The sequence below is a fragment of the Haloferax chudinovii genome (assembly GCF_042663345.1).
Taxonomy (GTDB): domain Archaea; phylum Halobacteriota; class Halobacteria; order Halobacteriales; family Haloferacaceae; genus Haloferax; species Haloferax chudinovii.
The window spans coordinates 600,797-615,294 of the sequence record NZ_JBHTAB010000002.1; the positions used below are offsets into that span (position 1 = coordinate 600,797).

General features: G+C 66.6%; 15 protein-coding genes. 6 read left to right on the forward strand and 9 right to left on the reverse strand.

From position 1 onward, the window contains the following. Positions 1-23: 23 nt before the first annotated feature. Positions 24-1,667 (forward strand): thermosome subunit beta, encoded by a 1,644-nt coding sequence (gene thsB, locus ACFQI8_RS07355; RefSeq protein ID WP_390243761.1) that lies wholly within the window; start codon positions 24-26, stop codon positions 1,665-1,667. A 300-nt stretch (positions 1,668-1,967) separates the two neighbouring features. Then, entirely contained in the window at positions 1,968-3,017 is a 1,050-nt protein-coding gene (locus ACFQI8_RS07360; RefSeq protein ID WP_390243708.1) for an ornithine cyclodeaminase family protein, read from the forward strand. Positions 3,018-3,077: 60 nt separating this feature from the next. Here the strand turns inward: ACFQI8_RS07360 and ACFQI8_RS07365 are convergent, their stop codons facing one another. The 6 genes from ACFQI8_RS07365 to hisH form a co-directional block, all read right to left on the reverse strand. Then, entirely contained in the window at positions 3,078-3,296 is a 219-nt protein-coding gene (locus ACFQI8_RS07365) for a DUF7535 family protein (RefSeq protein ID WP_390243709.1), read from the reverse strand. 124 nt (positions 3,297-3,420) lie between these two features. Continuing rightward, on the reverse strand, positions 3,421-6,297 hold the full coding sequence (gene leuS, locus ACFQI8_RS07370; RefSeq protein WP_390243710.1) for a leucine--tRNA ligase: 2,877 nt from the start codon (positions 6,295-6,297) through the stop codon (positions 3,421-3,423). A 212-nt stretch (positions 6,298-6,509) separates the two neighbouring features. Next, positions 6,510-6,953, reverse strand: coding sequence for an archaeal heat shock protein Hsp14 (gene hsp14 / locus ACFQI8_RS07375; protein ID WP_390243711.1), 444 nt, complete (start codon positions 6,951-6,953; stop codon positions 6,510-6,512). 116 nt (positions 6,954-7,069) lie between these two features. Then, positions 7,070-7,480: an archaeal heat shock protein Hsp14 gene (gene hsp14 / locus ACFQI8_RS07380; RefSeq protein ID WP_390243712.1), complete on the reverse strand. Its 411-nt coding sequence runs from the start codon at positions 7,478-7,480 to the stop codon at positions 7,070-7,072. Between the two features lie 89 nt (positions 7,481-7,569). Beyond that, positions 7,570-8,376, reverse strand: coding sequence for a prephenate dehydratase (gene pheA / locus ACFQI8_RS07385; protein ID WP_390243713.1), 807 nt, complete (start codon positions 8,374-8,376; stop codon positions 7,570-7,572). 54 nt (positions 8,377-8,430) lie between these two features. Beyond that, complete coding sequence (gene hisH / locus ACFQI8_RS07390; protein WP_089779496.1) at positions 8,431-9,090, reverse strand: imidazole glycerol phosphate synthase subunit HisH; 660 nt, start codon at positions 9,088-9,090, stop codon at positions 8,431-8,433. Between the two features lie 212 nt (positions 9,091-9,302). On the opposite strand from hisH, the gene ACFQI8_RS07395 reads away from it, so the two are divergent. The 4 genes from ACFQI8_RS07395 to ACFQI8_RS07410 all read left to right on the forward strand — a co-directional run bounded on the left by ACFQI8_RS07395 (position 9,303) and on the right by ACFQI8_RS07410 (position 12,981). After that, the gene (locus ACFQI8_RS07395) at positions 9,303-10,268 is read left to right on the forward strand and encodes a substrate-binding domain-containing protein (protein WP_390243714.1); all 966 of its coding nucleotides are present in this window, start codon (positions 9,303-9,305) and stop codon (positions 10,266-10,268) included. An 85-nt stretch (positions 10,269-10,353) separates the two neighbouring features. After that, entirely contained in the window at positions 10,354-11,109 is a 756-nt protein-coding gene (locus tag ACFQI8_RS07400; RefSeq protein WP_390243715.1) for a phosphonate ABC transporter ATP-binding protein, read from the forward strand. Beyond that, the gene (phnE, locus tag ACFQI8_RS07405; RefSeq protein ID WP_390243716.1) at positions 11,106-12,122 is read left to right on the forward strand and encodes a phosphonate ABC transporter, permease protein PhnE; all 1,017 of its coding nucleotides are present in this window, start codon (positions 11,106-11,108) and stop codon (positions 12,120-12,122) included. Before ACFQI8_RS07400 ends, phnE begins: the two co-directional genes overlap by 4 nt. A gap of 73 nt (positions 12,123-12,195) precedes the next feature. Continuing rightward, positions 12,196-12,981, forward strand: coding sequence for a DUF6498-containing protein (locus ACFQI8_RS07410; protein ID WP_390243717.1), 786 nt, complete (start codon positions 12,196-12,198; stop codon positions 12,979-12,981). Positions 12,982-13,008: 27 nt separating this feature from the next. Here the strand turns inward: ACFQI8_RS07410 and ACFQI8_RS07415 are convergent, their stop codons facing one another. The 3 genes from ACFQI8_RS07415 to ACFQI8_RS07425 are packed head-to-tail and all read right to left on the reverse strand — an operon-like array spanning position 13,009 to position 14,408. Next, positions 13,009-13,605: a uracil-DNA glycosylase gene (locus ACFQI8_RS07415; RefSeq protein ID WP_390243718.1), complete on the reverse strand. Its 597-nt coding sequence runs from the start codon at positions 13,603-13,605 to the stop codon at positions 13,009-13,011. A gap of 24 nt (positions 13,606-13,629) precedes the next feature. Continuing rightward, positions 13,630-14,241 (reverse strand): endonuclease dU, encoded by a 612-nt coding sequence (locus tag ACFQI8_RS07420; protein ID WP_390243719.1) that lies wholly within the window; start codon positions 14,239-14,241, stop codon positions 13,630-13,632. Next, the gene (locus ACFQI8_RS07425) at positions 14,238-14,408 is read right to left on the reverse strand and encodes a DUF5786 family protein (protein ID WP_390243720.1); all 171 of its coding nucleotides are present in this window, start codon (positions 14,406-14,408) and stop codon (positions 14,238-14,240) included. Before ACFQI8_RS07425 ends, ACFQI8_RS07420 begins: the two co-directional genes overlap by 4 nt. Between the last annotated feature and the right edge of the window lie 90 nt (positions 14,409-14,498).

Here is a 14,498-nt window from a genome sequence, read left to right on the forward strand (position 1 = left end):
AGCGAATGCAGCAGGGTCAGCCGATGATCATCATGGGCGAGGATGCACAGCGCGTCAAGGACCGCGACGCGCAGGCGTACAACATCCGCGCCGCACGAGCAGTCGCCGAGGCGGTACGTTCCACACTCGGCCCGAAAGGGATGGACAAGATGCTCGTCGACTCGATGGGCGACGTCACCATCACGAACGACGGGGTCACCATCCTCAAGGAGATGGACATCGACAACCCGACGGCCGAGATGATCGTCGAAGTCGCCGAGACGCAGGAGGACGAAGCCGGCGACGGAACGACGACGGCGGTCGCCATCGCGGGTGAACTCCTCAAGAACGCCGAGGACCTCCTCGAACAGGACATCCACCCGACGGCCATCATCCGCGGCTTCAACCTCGCCTCCGAGAAGGCGCGCGAGGAGATCGACGACATCGCAGAGCGCGTCGACCCCGACGACGAGGAACTCCTGAAGAAGGTCGCCGAGACCTCCATGACGGGCAAGAGCTCCGAGCTCAACAAGGAGCTTCTCGCGGACCTCATCGTCCGCGCCGTCCGGCAGGTCACCGTCGAGGCCCACGGCGGCTCTCACGTCGTCGACCTCGAAAACGTCTCCATCGAGACGCAGACCGGCCGCTCGGCGTCCGAGTCCGAACTCCTCACCGGGGCCGTCATCGACAAGGACCCCGTCCACGACGACATGCCGGTCTCGTTCGACGAGGCCGACGTACTGCTTCTCAACGAGCCCGTCGAGGTCGAGGAGACCGACATCGACACGAGCGTCTCCATCGAGAGCCCCGACCAGCTCCAGAAGTTCCTCGACCAGGAGGAGGCCCAGCTGAAAGCGAAGGTCGACCAGATCGTCGACTCCGGCGCTGACGTGGTCTTCTGTCAGAAGGGCATCGACGACCTCGCCCAGCACTACCTCGCCAAGCAGGGCATCCTCGCGGTCCGCCGGACGAAGAAGTCCGACATCCGCTTCCTCAAGAACATCACCGGTGCGGCCGTCGTCTCCGACCTCGACTCCATCGAGGCCGCCGACCTCGGTCGCGCCTCCGTCCGCCGCGACGAGGCCGACGAGCTGTTCTACGTCGAGGGCATCGGCGACGATGTCCACGGCGTCACGCTCCTGCTCCGCGGCTCCACCGACCACGTCGTCGACGAGCTCGAACGCGGCGTTGAGGACGCCCTCGACGTCGTCGCGTCCACGGTCGCCGACGGCCGCGTCCTCGCCGGCGGCGGTGCCATCGAGGTCGAACTCGCCTCGCGCCTCCGCAACTACGCCGACTCCGTCTCCGGACGCGAACAGCTCGCCGTCGAGGCGTACGCCGACGCGCTCGAACTCGTCCCGCGCGTGCTCGCCGAGAACGCCGGTCTCGACTCCATCGACACGCTCGTCGACCTCCGCGCGGCCCACGAAGAAGGGCAGGTCCGCGCCGGACTGAACGTCTTCACCGGCGAGGTCGAAGACGCCTTCGACGCGGGCGTCGTCGAGACGGCCCACGCGAAAGAGCAGGCCGTCGCCTCCGCCTCCGAAGCCGCCAACCTCGTCCTCAAGATCGACGATATCATCGCGGCCGGTGACCTCTCCACCGGCGGCGACGACGACGGCGAGGGCGGCGCACCCGGCGGCATGGGTGGCATGGGCGGCATGGGCGGTATGGGCGGCGCGATGTGAAAATCGGCTAACGCCTTCACTCACCCGTCCCCCGACGCCTGCACCGCGCGACAGACCACGTTATTTTGGCGAGAGCGTATCCCACACGGTCAGAGAGCCGCGGCCACGCCGTCAGAACACGACACGTGGTGACGTAACCCGACTACCGTCGACTGCGACTTCCCGACAGTCCGACGGGAGCCGACTGTCCCGAGTCACCGAGAAATAGAAAGTTAGAGAATTATCTCACTTTCACAGATACACTTGCAGTTGTGTTCAGAAATAGAACGAACTAAGTAGCAGGTACGGCAACGTGTCCCCATGCGCAAGACGCTGCTGTTGAACAAGGACGACGTTCACGAGAACGTCCAGATGCCGGAGCTCATCTCGGCCATCGAAGACGCCTTCGCCGCCTACGAGTCCGGCGACGCCCAGATGCCGCCGAAGTCCTACATCGACCTGCCGCAGTACAACGGCGACTTCCGGTCGATGCCCGCGTACCTCGAAGTTCGCGGGGGGGAATACTCCGCGAGCCAGCGGGACTCCGACGAGTCCCGCGCGGATGGCGACTGGGACGCCGCGGGCATCAAGTGGGTCAACGTCCACCCCGACAACGACGACAAGTACGACCTGCCCACCGTCATGGGCACGATGATTTACTCCGACCCCGAGAACGCCTTCCCGCTGGCGCTCCTCGACGGGACGGAGCTCACGATGCTCCGCACCGGTGCGGCCGCGGCCGTCGCCACCGACTACCTCGCCGTCGAGGACGCCTCGTCGATGGGCATCATCGGTGCTGGCGTCCAGTCGTACACGCAACTCCGCGCCATCAGCGAGGTCCGCGACATCGAGGAGGTCGTCATCTCCGACCTCGACGAGGAGCGCGTCGCCGACTTCATCGACGCCTTCGAAGACGAGTTCGACATCCGCGCCGGCTCCATCGAGGAGGCCGCGAGCTGTGACGTGCTGTCGACCGTGACCCCCGTTGAGTCGCCCATCGTCCCGCGCGAGGCGGTCGGCGACCACACCCACATCAACGCGATGGGTGCCGACGCCGAGGGCAAACACGAACTCGCAGACGAGGTGCTCTTGGACGCCAAGCTCGTCATCGACGACCACGCCCAGACCACCCACTCCGGCGAAATCAACGTCCCGTACAATCAGGGCGTCCTCACCGACGACGACATCTACGGCGCAATCGGCGACATCGTCCTCGGCAACCTCGACGGCCGCACCGACGCCGACGGCATCAGCGTCTTCGACTCCACGGGACTCGCGATTCAGGACGTCGCGGCGGCGCACGTCGCCTACGAGCACGCGTTCGAAAACGACAACGGCTACGCGTTCGACCTCCTCGGTCTCGCCGAGTAGGGTCTCCCGACGCGACGCCGCTGGCATTCACCGGGTTCTTTTGCGGTCTGATTCTGCGAGCTACGGACTCGGCCCGCGCTGTGCGTTGAGGTAGCCGAACACCTTCGAGAGGACGTAAACGATGGCGATGAAGGGCAGAAACGGAACCAACAGGACGATGAGGAGGAGAAACATCGTCCACCCGATAGAGTCCATCTCGCTGTTGGGCCGCGTGTGCGACCCCGGCGTGACGGTGCGGTAGGCCTGCCGTGCGAGGCTCGGCGAGTCGTCTTCGCTCATGCGATACTGTTCGTTCGCCGAGAGGATAAATCGAGCGCCGGACGGCGGCGGCCGCGCCGGGGGCACGTCGCGTCCGGGCGAAACGCGGAGTTGCGGTCGCGGCGCGTCGATTGTCGCGCCCCGACTATTCGAGGTGGACCGCGGGCCGGAACGGAATCGCCTTCGAGGCGCGGTCGGCGGGGTCGACGATGTCGGCGTCGCCCTCGGCGAACACCTCGACGTCGGCGTCGAACTCGCGGGCGAGGAAGTCGGCGGCGCGCTCGTAGGTGTCGACCTCGTCCAGTTCGAGCTGGGCCCGGAGCGTCGATTCGTCGCGGCCACGGGTCTGGTCGACGAGGTCCTGCACGAGGTCGTTGACGTCGTTACCCCGCTCGCGCAGGTCGGGGTCCTGCATGACCTGTCCCATGATTGCGCCGACGTTGTCGCCGTTGTCGACGACCGTCTCGAACACGTCGCGCTTCCAGTCGGCGGCGACGTAGACGCGGATGGTGTCGGGGTCGGAGTCGGTCACGCCGATGATGTCGCGCACGTCCTCGGTCAGCCGCTCGACCTGTCGCTCTTCGAGTTCGACCGACTCGTCGTCGAAGGCCGGGTCCGGCTCGGGCCACGGCGCGTCCTCGGCGGGCGTGCCGGTCAACTGCTCGTGCAGTTCGTTCGTCATGAACGGGATAAAGGGCGCGAGCAGGCGCAGGCGCGTCTCCAGAACCGTCCGGAACGTCCACTTGGCGGCCGGGCGGTCGAGGTCGGTCCGGCGGCGGTACCACCGAAGCGACTCCTCGAAGTTGTAGAACGCCGCCTGACTGGCCGAGCGCGTCTCGGAGTCGTCCATCGCGGTCGTCACGTCGCGGACGGTGTCCTGCAGTTTCGACAGGAGCCAGCGGTCGACCGCCTCCAGGTCGGGCCGGTCGTCCGGACCGGGGTCGGCGATAATCTCCTGCGCGCGGTTCCAGAAGCGTTCGAGCTGGTCGTGGACCGAGCCGACGAGGTCGTCGCGCCAGTCGTAGTCCTGCCACGGCTCGGCGGAGTTGAGCAGGAAAAAGCGGACGGTGTCCGCGCCGTACTCGCCGATGGCCTCGCCGGGGAGGACGACGTGACCCTTCGACGACGACATCTTCTGGCCTTCGAGCAGGCCCATGCCCATGATGACGATGCCCTGTGGCCACTGCGGCTCGTCGAACAGCTCGCCGTGGTGGAACTGGTAGAACGTCAGGTGGTTCGTGATGAGGTCGTTGCCGGAGAACCGGTAGTCGACGGGGTACCAGTAGTCCCACTCCTCGCGGAGGTCGAGCGCCTTCTCCGGCGCGTCGTCGACGGCCTCGGGGCCGTAGAACAGCGCGTCGAAGAACTCCTGTGTGAGTTCCTCGGTCGGAATCTCCCGCAGGCGGTGGGCGATGGTGTAGTACGCCATGTAGATGGTCGAGTCCGAAAGCGGCTCGATGACGAACTGGTCGTCCCACGGCAGGCGGGTGCCGAGGCCGTAGTTGCGGATACACGGCCACCCGTTGAGCCAGTCGATGGTGTGGTGGTACTCGTCGCGGGTGTTCTCGGGGATGGCGTCCAGCCCGTCGGCCACGTCGTGGGCGAGTTCCTTCCAGTCCTCGTCGTCGTACGAGAGGAACCAGGTGTCCTGTTCGGCGACGACGACGTCGCCGCCACAGCGACAGACGACCTCCTCGGAGAACTCCTGCATCACGTCGAACTGGCCGGCCTCGATACCGTCGGCCTTGTAGTCGTCGCGGACCTCCTCGACGAGGCCGCCGGCGTAGTCGCCGTAGAACTCCTTGAGCCGACCCGCGTGGAACTCCTTGTTGTAGAGGTCTTTCGTCGCCTTTTCGAGGGCGGGGTCGTCAGAGGACTCGATACCGCGGTTCTCGACGGCCGACTTCGCGGGAATCTCGCCGTACGCGTCGTCGTCGGAGTCGATGTCGAGAATCGGAATCGGCTCGATGGCGGCCACGTCGGCGGGGTCGATGCCGAACGATTCGAGGTAGTCGGCGTCGGCCTTGGCCTCCTGTAGCGCCACGTAGTCGTCGGGGCTGTGGGCCGGGACGGACATGACGACGCCCGTCGCGTTGTCGGCGTCGACGAAGTCGGCCGGCAGGACGAGCACGTCGTCGCCGGTGACGGGGTTCTCGACGGTCTGGCCGACGAGTTCGGCACCCTCGACGGTTTCGAGAATCTCCACGTCGCGGGCCTGATACTCCAGTTTGTCGGCCGCGTAGTCGGAGACGAACCACGTCTCGCCGTCGACCTCGGCGACCACGTAGGTCGCTTCGGGGTCGATGTAGGCGTTCGTCACGCCGCGGACCGTCTCGGGGCGCAGGGTCGCCATCGGGACGACCACGTCGCCGCCGTCTCGCTCCCAGCCGAAGCGGACCAGCGTGTACTCCTGGAACTCCGCGTTCTCGCCTTCGAGCAGGTCGTGGGTCGTGACCGGCTGTTCCTCGTTCGTACAGAACTTGACGGGGTGGAGACCCTTCTCCAGTCGGCCGCGCTCGCGGAGCGTCCGGTACTGCCACTCGACGAACTTCGAGTAGCGGTCGTTGTTCGTGGTGAACTCGCGCCGCCAGTCGACCGACAGACCGAGCGACTGCATCCCCTTCTTGTAGTGTTCCTCGATGAAGTACCGCGCCCAACCCATGGGCGACTCGAGGTCCGAGAGCGTGTCCTCGGGGACGTTGTAGGTGTCTGTCAGCACCGAGAGCTGTTTCTCCTCGCGGTTTTTCAGGCGCTCGACCGCGCCGATGATGGGCGTGCCGGTGACGTGCCACGCGATGGGAAACAGGACGTTGTCGCCCTGCTGTCGTCGGTAGCGAGCGTACACGTCGGGAACGGTGTACGTCCGCGCGTGCCCGATGTGCATCCCGCCGCTGGGGTACGGATAGGGCACCGTCACGAACGTCGCGTCGTCGGCGTCTGCGTCCGGGTCGGCCTCGTATCGGCCGGACTCGGACCAGCGCTCCCGCCAACGCGCTTCGAGTTCCTGCGGGTCGTAGTCCATATCCGTGGTAGTGGTACCCCGGCCTAAAATAACTCCTATACTCGACTTGTGTGGCTGTCTGATTGCGGCAGAAATTGCCACTCGGTCCCACGGGACAGACGGGAAAAAACCGGACGAAAAGCGGAGATAGAGAACCGAACGGAACAGCGTGCCCACCACCGGGAGACCATCGCGGGCGGCGTGTCAGAGACGCCCGTGCGCGCCGAAGCGACTCAGTCGATGTCGATGCGGCGGGAGTCGTCGGGGTCGGCGTCGCGCTTGGGGAGGGTGACCGTCAGCACGCCGTTGTGGTAGCTGGCGGACGCCCCGTCTTCGTCGACCGTCTCGGGGAGGCGAATCGTGCGGCGAGCGGACTCGTGGCGACGCTCGCGGCGGAGATACTCGCCGTCGGCGCGTTCCTCGTCGAGTTCGCGCGTCGCCTCGACGGTCAGCGTGCGGTTGGCGACCGACAGGGAGATGTCGTCTTTCTCGTAGCCCGGGAGGTCGACGGTGACGACGATTTCGCCGTTGTGGTCGGTGACGTCGATTGCCATCTCGTGGCGGACCTGCGCCATCATGCCCGAGCGGTCGAACTGTCGTCCCATCTCGTCGAACTGGCGGGACATTCGCTCGAACAGTTCCTCGAAGTCGTCGAAGGGGGTGGTACGTCGCGTCATGTGTATTTTCACCGAGGTATATGGACGCCGTCTGAGGAGATAATCGTTGCCGGAACGTGGATAGCAGTTCGCACGGCTCGGGGGCCTGCACGTCGATATTCAACAGCCGAGTCGCGTCACTCGATGTCGATCTCCGTCGAGTCGTCGCCCGCGGGTTCGGCCTTCGGGAGCGTCACGGTCAGGACGCCGTTTTTGTACGACGCAGTCACCTCGTCGCGGACGACCTCTACGGGGAGCGTAATCGTCCGTGAGACGGAGCGCTGGCTCCGCTCGCGGCGGACGTACTGCTCGTCGTCGACCTCGGTCGACTTCTCGCGGTCGGCCGCGATGGTGAGTCGCCGTCCGCTGACGCTCACGTCGAGGTCCGCTTTCTCGAAGCCGGGGAGGTCCGCGACGACCTCGATGGACTCCGCGTCGTCGACGACGTCGAGGGAGACGTCTTGGAACCGACCGAGACCGGACTCCTCGAACGACCGGCCCATCCGGTCGAACAGGTCTTCTATCTCGTCGAATGGATTTCTCTGCATACGCGTCTAGGTACGTCGCCGACGACAAAGAAAGATGTGCCCGGACTCACATTTCTCGAGCGACCGGGGGAGACGCGACCGACTCGGCGTCAGTACAGGACGTGTCGCGTGTCGTACGACCCGAGGACACGAACCCAACCGTTGCTGGCGATTCCCTCGACCTCTTCGAGCGCCCCTTGCATCCGCGCTTCGTAGAGACCGGCGTCGGCGTCGATGTGGAACAGGTAGTCGCCGAGGCGGTTGCCGCTCGGCCGCGACTCGATGCGCGAGAGGTTGATGTCCCGTTCGGCGAACGCTTCGAGCAGTTCCAAGAGGAGCCCGGGGTAGTTCGCGTTGGGATAGACGACGAGCGAGCTCTTGCCGCCGGCGTCCGAGCGGGCGGACTCGGGCGCGATGACGAGGAACCGGGTGGCGTTCGACGACTGGTCTTGGATGTCCTCGGCGATGATTTCGAGGTCGTCACCCACGTTGTCGGGGTGTCCGATACCCGCGACCGACGGGTCGGCGCGGGCGCGCTCGACGCCGCGGGCCGTGCTGGCGACGGCTTCGAGCTTCGCGTCGGGGTAGTTCTCTTCGAGGTACGACCGACACTGCGCGAGCGCCTGGGAGTGGCTGGCGACGACGTCGAAGTTCGCGCTCTGGGCCAACAGCGCGTGGCGGATGGGCGTGACGATCTCCTGGACGACGCTCACCTCCGAGTTCGCCACGGCGTCGAGGCTCTCGGTGACGCTCCCTTCGATGCTGTTTTCGATGGGAACGACGCCGCGGTCGAAAGAGCCGTCGGCGACCGCTTGGACGATAGAGGTGACCGATTCTCGGAAGGCGACGTCGTCGGCGACCGCGCGGGCGGCGCGATGGGAGTACGTGCCCGCCGGACCGAGCGTGACTGCCTGCATGGGCACCCCTTCACGAAGCGGCGACAAAAGACCGTCGGGGAAGGCAGATTCGGCCTATCGCTCCGCGCAGAACTCGACGAAGTTTCGGAGGATGGTCAGGCCGGTCTCCCCGGACTTCTCGGGGTGGAACTGCGTGCCGAAGACGGTGCCCGCCTCGTTGGCGACGACCGCGGGGAACTCCACGCCGTAGTCGGTCGACGCGACGACCGCGTGCTCGTCGTCGGGGTCGGCGTAGTACGAGTGGACGAAGTAGGCGTACTCGCCGTCGACGCCCTCGACGAGCGGGTGGTCCCGCCGGACGTTGAGTTCGTTCCAGCCCATGTGCGGGACCTTCTGGCCCTCGTCGAACCGGACGTTGCGCCCGGGGATGAAGTCGAGTCCCTCGACCTCGCCCTCGCCGGCGTGGTCGGCCTCCTCCGAGGAGGTCAGAAGCATCTGCATTCCGAGACAGATGCCGAAGACGGGCGTCCCGTCGGCGGCGGCCTCGGCGAGCGGTTCGCGGAACGGGCCGGCGTTTTCCATCCCCTCGGAGAACGCGCCGACGCCCGGGAGGACGATGCCGTCGGCGTCGTCGAAGTCGGCGGGGTCGTCCGAGATGACGACGTTCGCCCCCGCGCGTTCGAGCCCGCGCATGGCGCTCCGGAGGTTTCCGAGCCCGTAGTCGACCATCACCACGTCGGCGAGGGTCTCCTCGGGCGGCTGTGTCGTGCTCATACGTACACGTGCGAGGCCGGAAGGCAAGTGAGTTTCCGTCGCGGCGACCGTCGCCCCGGCGACCGCGGGCGCGACACGACGATAGCACAAAACCACCCGACGGTTCTATGTTTACTCACAGAGTACGCAATATGATTTTATATCTATGTATTCATATGGAGAAAAAATAGGAAGAGTTAACCTCAGTGTGTCTGAGTGTTCTGACGAATCACATGTCTTCCCGACGGAGTTTCCTCAAGAAGACCGGCGCGCTCGGCGCGGTCGGCCTTTCGGGGTTGAGCGGGTGTATCGGTAGCGTCACGGGTGGGTCGGAGTCGATCAACTTCCTCCTTACGCCGTCCGAATCGGACGTCGATATTCAACAGCAGTACCAGCCGCTGTTCGAGTACCTCGAATCCGAGGCGGATGTGGCCGTCGAGTCGTCGGTCGCCGCGGATTACGCCGCGGTGTACCAGGCGTTCAAGTCCGGGCAGGCTGACCTCGCCGACTCGTCGCCGACCATCGCCATCCAGGGCGGCAACGAGGGCGTCACCGAGGTCATGGGCATCCGCGTGGCGTACGGCGCGGCGAAGTACTTCTCGATTATGACGACGACGCCGGACAGCGGTATCGAGGAACTCACCGACCTCGAAGGCGAGACCATCGCGTTCGCCGACCGCCTCTCGACGAGCGGGTCGCTGTTCCCGCTGTACATGCTGAACCAGGCCGGCCTCGACACGGGCAACGCTCCCGACGGCGAACCCGTCGACTTCACCGGCCAGTGGTCCGACCACGCGACCGCCCGCGAGACGCTCGTCAACCGCGACGAGGTCGTCGCCGCCGGCACGGGCGCGTTCTCGACCGCGCCGCACGTCCCGGAAGACCAGTTCCCCCAAGAGTTCCTCGACACCTCCGCCGAGAACGACGGCGACCTCGGGACCGCGGAGCCCGAACTCCAACTGCTTTCGGTCTCCGACCCCATCCCCCGCGCGCCGATAATCGTGCGCTCCGAACTGGAATCGGACCTGAAGTCGTCGATGACGGACGCGCTCACGAGCGTCACGCAGGACGACCTCATCAACGAGGACCTCGGCGACGACCAACAGCTCTGGTTCACCGGTGTCGAACCGGGTACCGTCGAGGATTACCAGCCGATTCAGAACGTCATCGACACGCTCGGTATCTCCCTCGGACAGTAATCGGCTCACAAATAATTCCATTGCAGTATCATTTTGGCGGTGCCGCGCCCACGAACCGTAGACGCGGGAAGTCCGCCCACAAACCATGAGTACCATCGAAGTACGTAACCTCACGAAAGCGTTCGGCGACGTCCGGGCGTTGGACGACGTCTCTTTCACCATCGAAGACGGCGAGTTCGCCGTGCTCCTCGGGCAGTCGGGGGCGGGGAAGTCCACGCTCCTTCGCTGTCTGAACGGCCTGACGAAGCCGACGTCCGGCGAGATTCGAATCGACGGCGAGCCGGTCAACGGCCCGCGCGACGACGTGGCCATGATTTTCCAGCAACACTACGTGCTGGGTCAGCTCAGCGCCTACGGCAACGCGCTGACCGGCGCGCTCAACCGGACCTCGTTCTTCCGGAGCCTCGTCGGCTGGCACTCCGAATCGGACAAGTACGAGGCGCTCCGCGCGCTGGAGACCGTCGGACTGCTCGACCAGGCGAGCCAGCGGACCCGGAGCATGAGCGGCGGCCAGCAACAGCGCGTCGGCATCGCCCGCGCACTCGTTCAGGGCCCGAACCTGCTTTTGGCAGACGAACCCGTCGCCAGCCTCGACCCCGCCAGCGCCGAGACGGTGATGGGCTACATCCGGACCGCGGCCGCGGAGCGCGACCTCTCGACGCTCGCGAGCCTCCATCAGGTGAACCTCGCCCGCGAGTTCGGCGAGCGGTTCCTCGCGCTCCGCGACGGAAAGCTCGTCTTCGACGGCTACCGCGAGGACCTGACAGTCGACGTCATCGACCGCATCTACGGCGACGTCCAGACCGCGGACATCCGCGAGGGGACCGAGGTGAGCGCATGAGCGGCGGCGGCTCGGCCTCGGACGGCGGCGCGCGAGGCGACGGGGACCGCCCCCGGGACGCCCGAACCGACGGCGGCACCCAATCCAAGTCGGGGACGCTCGACCGGGCGCTACAGGACATCACCCTCACGAAGCGAATCAAGTGGGGGATGGCGTTTCTCATCTCGGTCGTCTTCGGCTTCTTTTTCTTCGAGGCGCTCGCCGAGGTCGGCTTCTCGGTCGCCGAAATCCTCTACTACTGGCCGGAGTTCCAGAGCGCCCTCGGGGATTTCTTCCCGCGGACGACGCTGTTCGGCCTCCCGTTCGTCGACTTCGGCTCCTACTGGCAGTTCATCCAGGAGCGCGACCTGTTCGGCGCGGCCATCGTCACGCTGGCGATGGGGTTCGCCGGGACCGTCCTCGGCATCCCCGGCGCGCTCATCTTGGGGGTCCTCGGCTCCGAGCGCGTGACGCCGTACCCCTTCAATTTCATTTTCCGCGGCACGATGAGCGTCATCCGCGCCATCCCGGCGCTCGTCTGGGCGCTCATCTACATCCCCCTCGGCGGGGTCTCGCCGTTCACGGCGACGCTCGCTATCGGGACCGACACGATGGGCAACCTCGGTCGCCTGTTTACCGACGCGCTCGAAGAGGTCGAAGACGGGCCCATCGAGGCCATCGAATCGACCGGCGCGAACCGCCGACAGACGGTCGTCTTCGGGATGCTCTCGCAGGTCTTTACGCCCTTCATCGCGTGGACGATGTACATCCTCGAAATCAACACGCGCATCGCCGTCACGATGGGGCTCATCGGCGGCGGCGGCATCGGCTACGTCCTGCAGACCCAGCGGAGCCTGTTCAAGTACACGAACATGATGGCGACTATCCTCGTCATCTTCGTGCTCGTCGTCTCCGTCGAGTTCGTGAGCCAGCGCGTCCGCTCGTACATCCGCGGCGAGGAAGAAGAGGGCCTGACCGTCCTCAAACTTATCATCGAGTTCCCACAGCGGATGGCCCGCTCCATCTGGGAGTGAGCCCGGCGACCCGACTCGGCGAGGCTCCCGCAGTGCGGTTTTTGTCACTCCCCCACGTCTCACAGCGTAGCCCATGTCGCCGTCGCGTTCCATCTCGTCGCCGCCGTCCGCCGCCACGGAGTCGCGTCCCGTCTCCTCGCCGGTCAGCCTCGCCGCGCTCGCGGCCGCGAACCTCGTCCCGCTCGTCGGCGTCGTCTGGTTCGACTGGAGCCTGAAGGCGCTCCTCGTCGCCTACTGGCTCGAAAGCGGCGTCGTCGGCCTCCTGAACGTCCCCAAGATTCTCGCCGCCAGCGGCCACGGCGACGGTGGGTCGAGCATCAACGCCACCGTCAACGGCCGACAGGTGGACCTCTCGCCGCCCGACGACCCCCGCGACGGCTTTCACCTCTACCCCTCGAACGTCCCCATCGCGGGCTTTTTCGCCATGCACTACGGGATTTTCTGGGTCGTCCACGGCGTGTTCGTCTGGTCGTTCGACGCCTTCGCGCCCGGGGGCGGCGCGGTCGGCGGCGTCCCGCTGGGGGCGGTGTTCCTCGCGGCGGGCGCGACGCTCCTCAGCCACGGCGGGTCGTTCGCCGTCAACTTCGTCGGCCGCGAGGAGTACCGGAGCGTCTCGCCCGGCACGCAGATGTCCGAACCCTACCGCCGGGTCGTCGTCCTCCACCTGACTATCATCCTCGGCGCGTTCCTCGTCGCCGCCTCGGGCGCGCCCGCCGCGGCGCTCGTCGTCATGGTCGTCGTCAAGACCGCGCTCGACGCGGGCGCGCACCGCAGAGAGCACGCCCGAGCGAAAACGCGGGGCGACCGCGACGGCGAGTCGACCGGCGAGCGAATCGAGGTCGGCGACGCGTCGACCTGAGGTCGGGGGGACGCTCCCCCGCCGCGCTCAGAAGTCGCCGAGGCTGGCCTGTCCGTCCGCGGAGTCGGCGAGCCCCGAGAGGTCGGCCGCGCGGGTGATGGTCTCGAAGAAGCCCTCGCGCTGGCTCCGGTCGTACAGCGTCGCCGCGGGGTGCACGGAGAGGAGGACGCGATAGGAGGCGTCGCCGACGCGGGCGTCGACGACCGACCCGGACTCGTTCGTGATGGCGACGCCGCGGTCGAGGAGGTGTTGTGAGGGAACTTTCCCGAGCGTGACGATTAGCTCGGGGGCGACGAGTTCGAGTTCGCGGGCGAGGTAGCTCCGGCAGTTCGATAGCTCGTCGCTCGTCGGGTCGCGGTTGTCCGGCGGGCGGCACCGCACGCAGTTGGTGATGCGGACGTCGGCGCGGGCGAGGCCGGCCTCGCGGAGCGCGTCGTCCAGCACGGAGCCCGAGCGACCCACGAACGGCTCGCCGCCCTCGTCTTCCTTCGCGCCCGGCGCTTCGCCGAGGAAGAGCAGGTCGGCGTCGTCGGGACCGACCCCGTTGACGATGCGACTCCGCGAATCGACGAGTTCGGGGCATCGCTCACAGCCCGTCACGCAGAGGCCCTCCATGTGTTCCATACGCAGTTCGAGGGCGGGGACGGCTTAATCCCCGGCGAAGCGTCGCGCGGCGCGGGCCGCCAACCGGGCCACGCGAATCGGCTCGGGGCGGCCGCCGCTCGGGGTGAACCCGCGGACGACCCGCGCGGCCTCGTCTTCGTCACAGCCGGCGGCCCGGACGAACACCGACTCGCCGTTCACCTCCACGGGTCGGCGGGGCGGGGCCGCGCGGTAGACGGCGAGCCGCCGGTCGAGCGCCGCCCCCGAGAAGTGCGCCGCGAGCGCGGGTTCGAGCCCCTCGCTCTCCTCGAAGGAGACCGACAGCACCGGACGGTCGAGCGCCGCGGCGAGGCGGTCGATATCGACGAGGTTGAACCACGCCGGGGCGATGCCGGAGACGAGCAGGTAGCGCACGTCCTCGCGGTCGAGCGAGGCGGACAGCGAGGCGATGGCGTCGGTCGCGTCCTCGCCGCCGACGGCACACGTCTCGAAGGCGAGGCCGTCGACGACCCGGTCGGCGCGGACGACCGCGCCGCAGAGGACGCTCTCCGGAGACGCGTCTGTCGAAAAATGAGCGTCGTCAGCGTCGTCTGTGGGTGCGCGCGCCGTGCCGGGGTACGACTCCGCGACCCCGAGGGCACGAGACCCCGATTTCACTCGTCTTTGATGTCCTGGAGCCGGTCGAGGAGTTCGTCGTTGGACGCGCCGATTTCGAAATCGACCTCGCCCTCGTGTTTCTCCTCACTCGTCGTGACGCCGTCTTCCTCGTCGAAGTCGACGTTCTGGTCTCCTTGTTCGGACTCGTCGTAGCTCCCAAATCCCATACAGTCATATCTACACGACCGAGCCCCAAAAAGGATTTGTCGCTCGAGTTCGACGTTCGGGGGCGATTCGCGCGACGAGAGAACGCCTCG

What these genes read in the sequence shown, in the direction of transcription:
- thsB (WP_390243761.1), top strand. Translation starts at nt 24, where the DNA reads ATGATCATCATGGGCGAGGATGCACAGCGCGTCAAGGACCGCGACGCG.
- ACFQI8_RS07360 (WP_390243708.1), top strand. Translation starts at nt 1,968, where the DNA reads ATGCGCAAGACGCTGCTGTTGAACAAGGACGACGTTCACGAGAACGTC.
- ACFQI8_RS07365 (WP_390243709.1), bottom strand. Translation starts at nt 3,296, where the DNA reads ATGAGCGAAGACGACTCGCCGAGCCTCGCACGGCAGGCCTACCGCACC.
- leuS (WP_390243710.1), bottom strand. Translation starts at nt 6,297, where the DNA reads ATGGACTACGACCCGCAGGAACTCGAAGCGCGTTGGCGGGAGCGCTGG.
- hsp14 (WP_390243711.1), bottom strand. Translation starts at nt 6,953, where the DNA reads ATGACGCGACGTACCACCCCCTTCGACGACTTCGAGGAACTGTTCGAG.
- hsp14 (WP_390243712.1), bottom strand. Translation starts at nt 7,480, where the DNA reads ATGCAGAGAAATCCATTCGACGAGATAGAAGACCTGTTCGACCGGATG.
- pheA (WP_390243713.1), bottom strand. Translation starts at nt 8,376, where the DNA reads ATGCAGGCAGTCACGCTCGGTCCGGCGGGCACGTACTCCCATCGCGCC.
- hisH (WP_089779496.1), bottom strand. Translation starts at nt 9,090, where the DNA reads ATGAGCACGACACAGCCGCCCGAGGAGACCCTCGCCGACGTGGTGATG.
- ACFQI8_RS07395 (WP_390243714.1), top strand. Translation starts at nt 9,303, where the DNA reads ATGTCTTCCCGACGGAGTTTCCTCAAGAAGACCGGCGCGCTCGGCGCG.
- ACFQI8_RS07400 (WP_390243715.1), top strand. Translation starts at nt 10,354, where the DNA reads ATGAGTACCATCGAAGTACGTAACCTCACGAAAGCGTTCGGCGACGTC.
- phnE (WP_390243716.1), top strand. Translation starts at nt 11,106, where the DNA reads ATGAGCGGCGGCGGCTCGGCCTCGGACGGCGGCGCGCGAGGCGACGGG.
- ACFQI8_RS07410 (WP_390243717.1), top strand. Translation starts at nt 12,196, where the DNA reads ATGTCGCCGTCGCGTTCCATCTCGTCGCCGCCGTCCGCCGCCACGGAG.
- ACFQI8_RS07415 (WP_390243718.1), bottom strand. Translation starts at nt 13,605, where the DNA reads ATGGAACACATGGAGGGCCTCTGCGTGACGGGCTGTGAGCGATGCCCC.
- ACFQI8_RS07425 (WP_390243720.1), bottom strand. Translation starts at nt 14,408, where the DNA reads ATGGGATTTGGGAGCTACGACGAGTCCGAACAAGGAGACCAGAACGTC.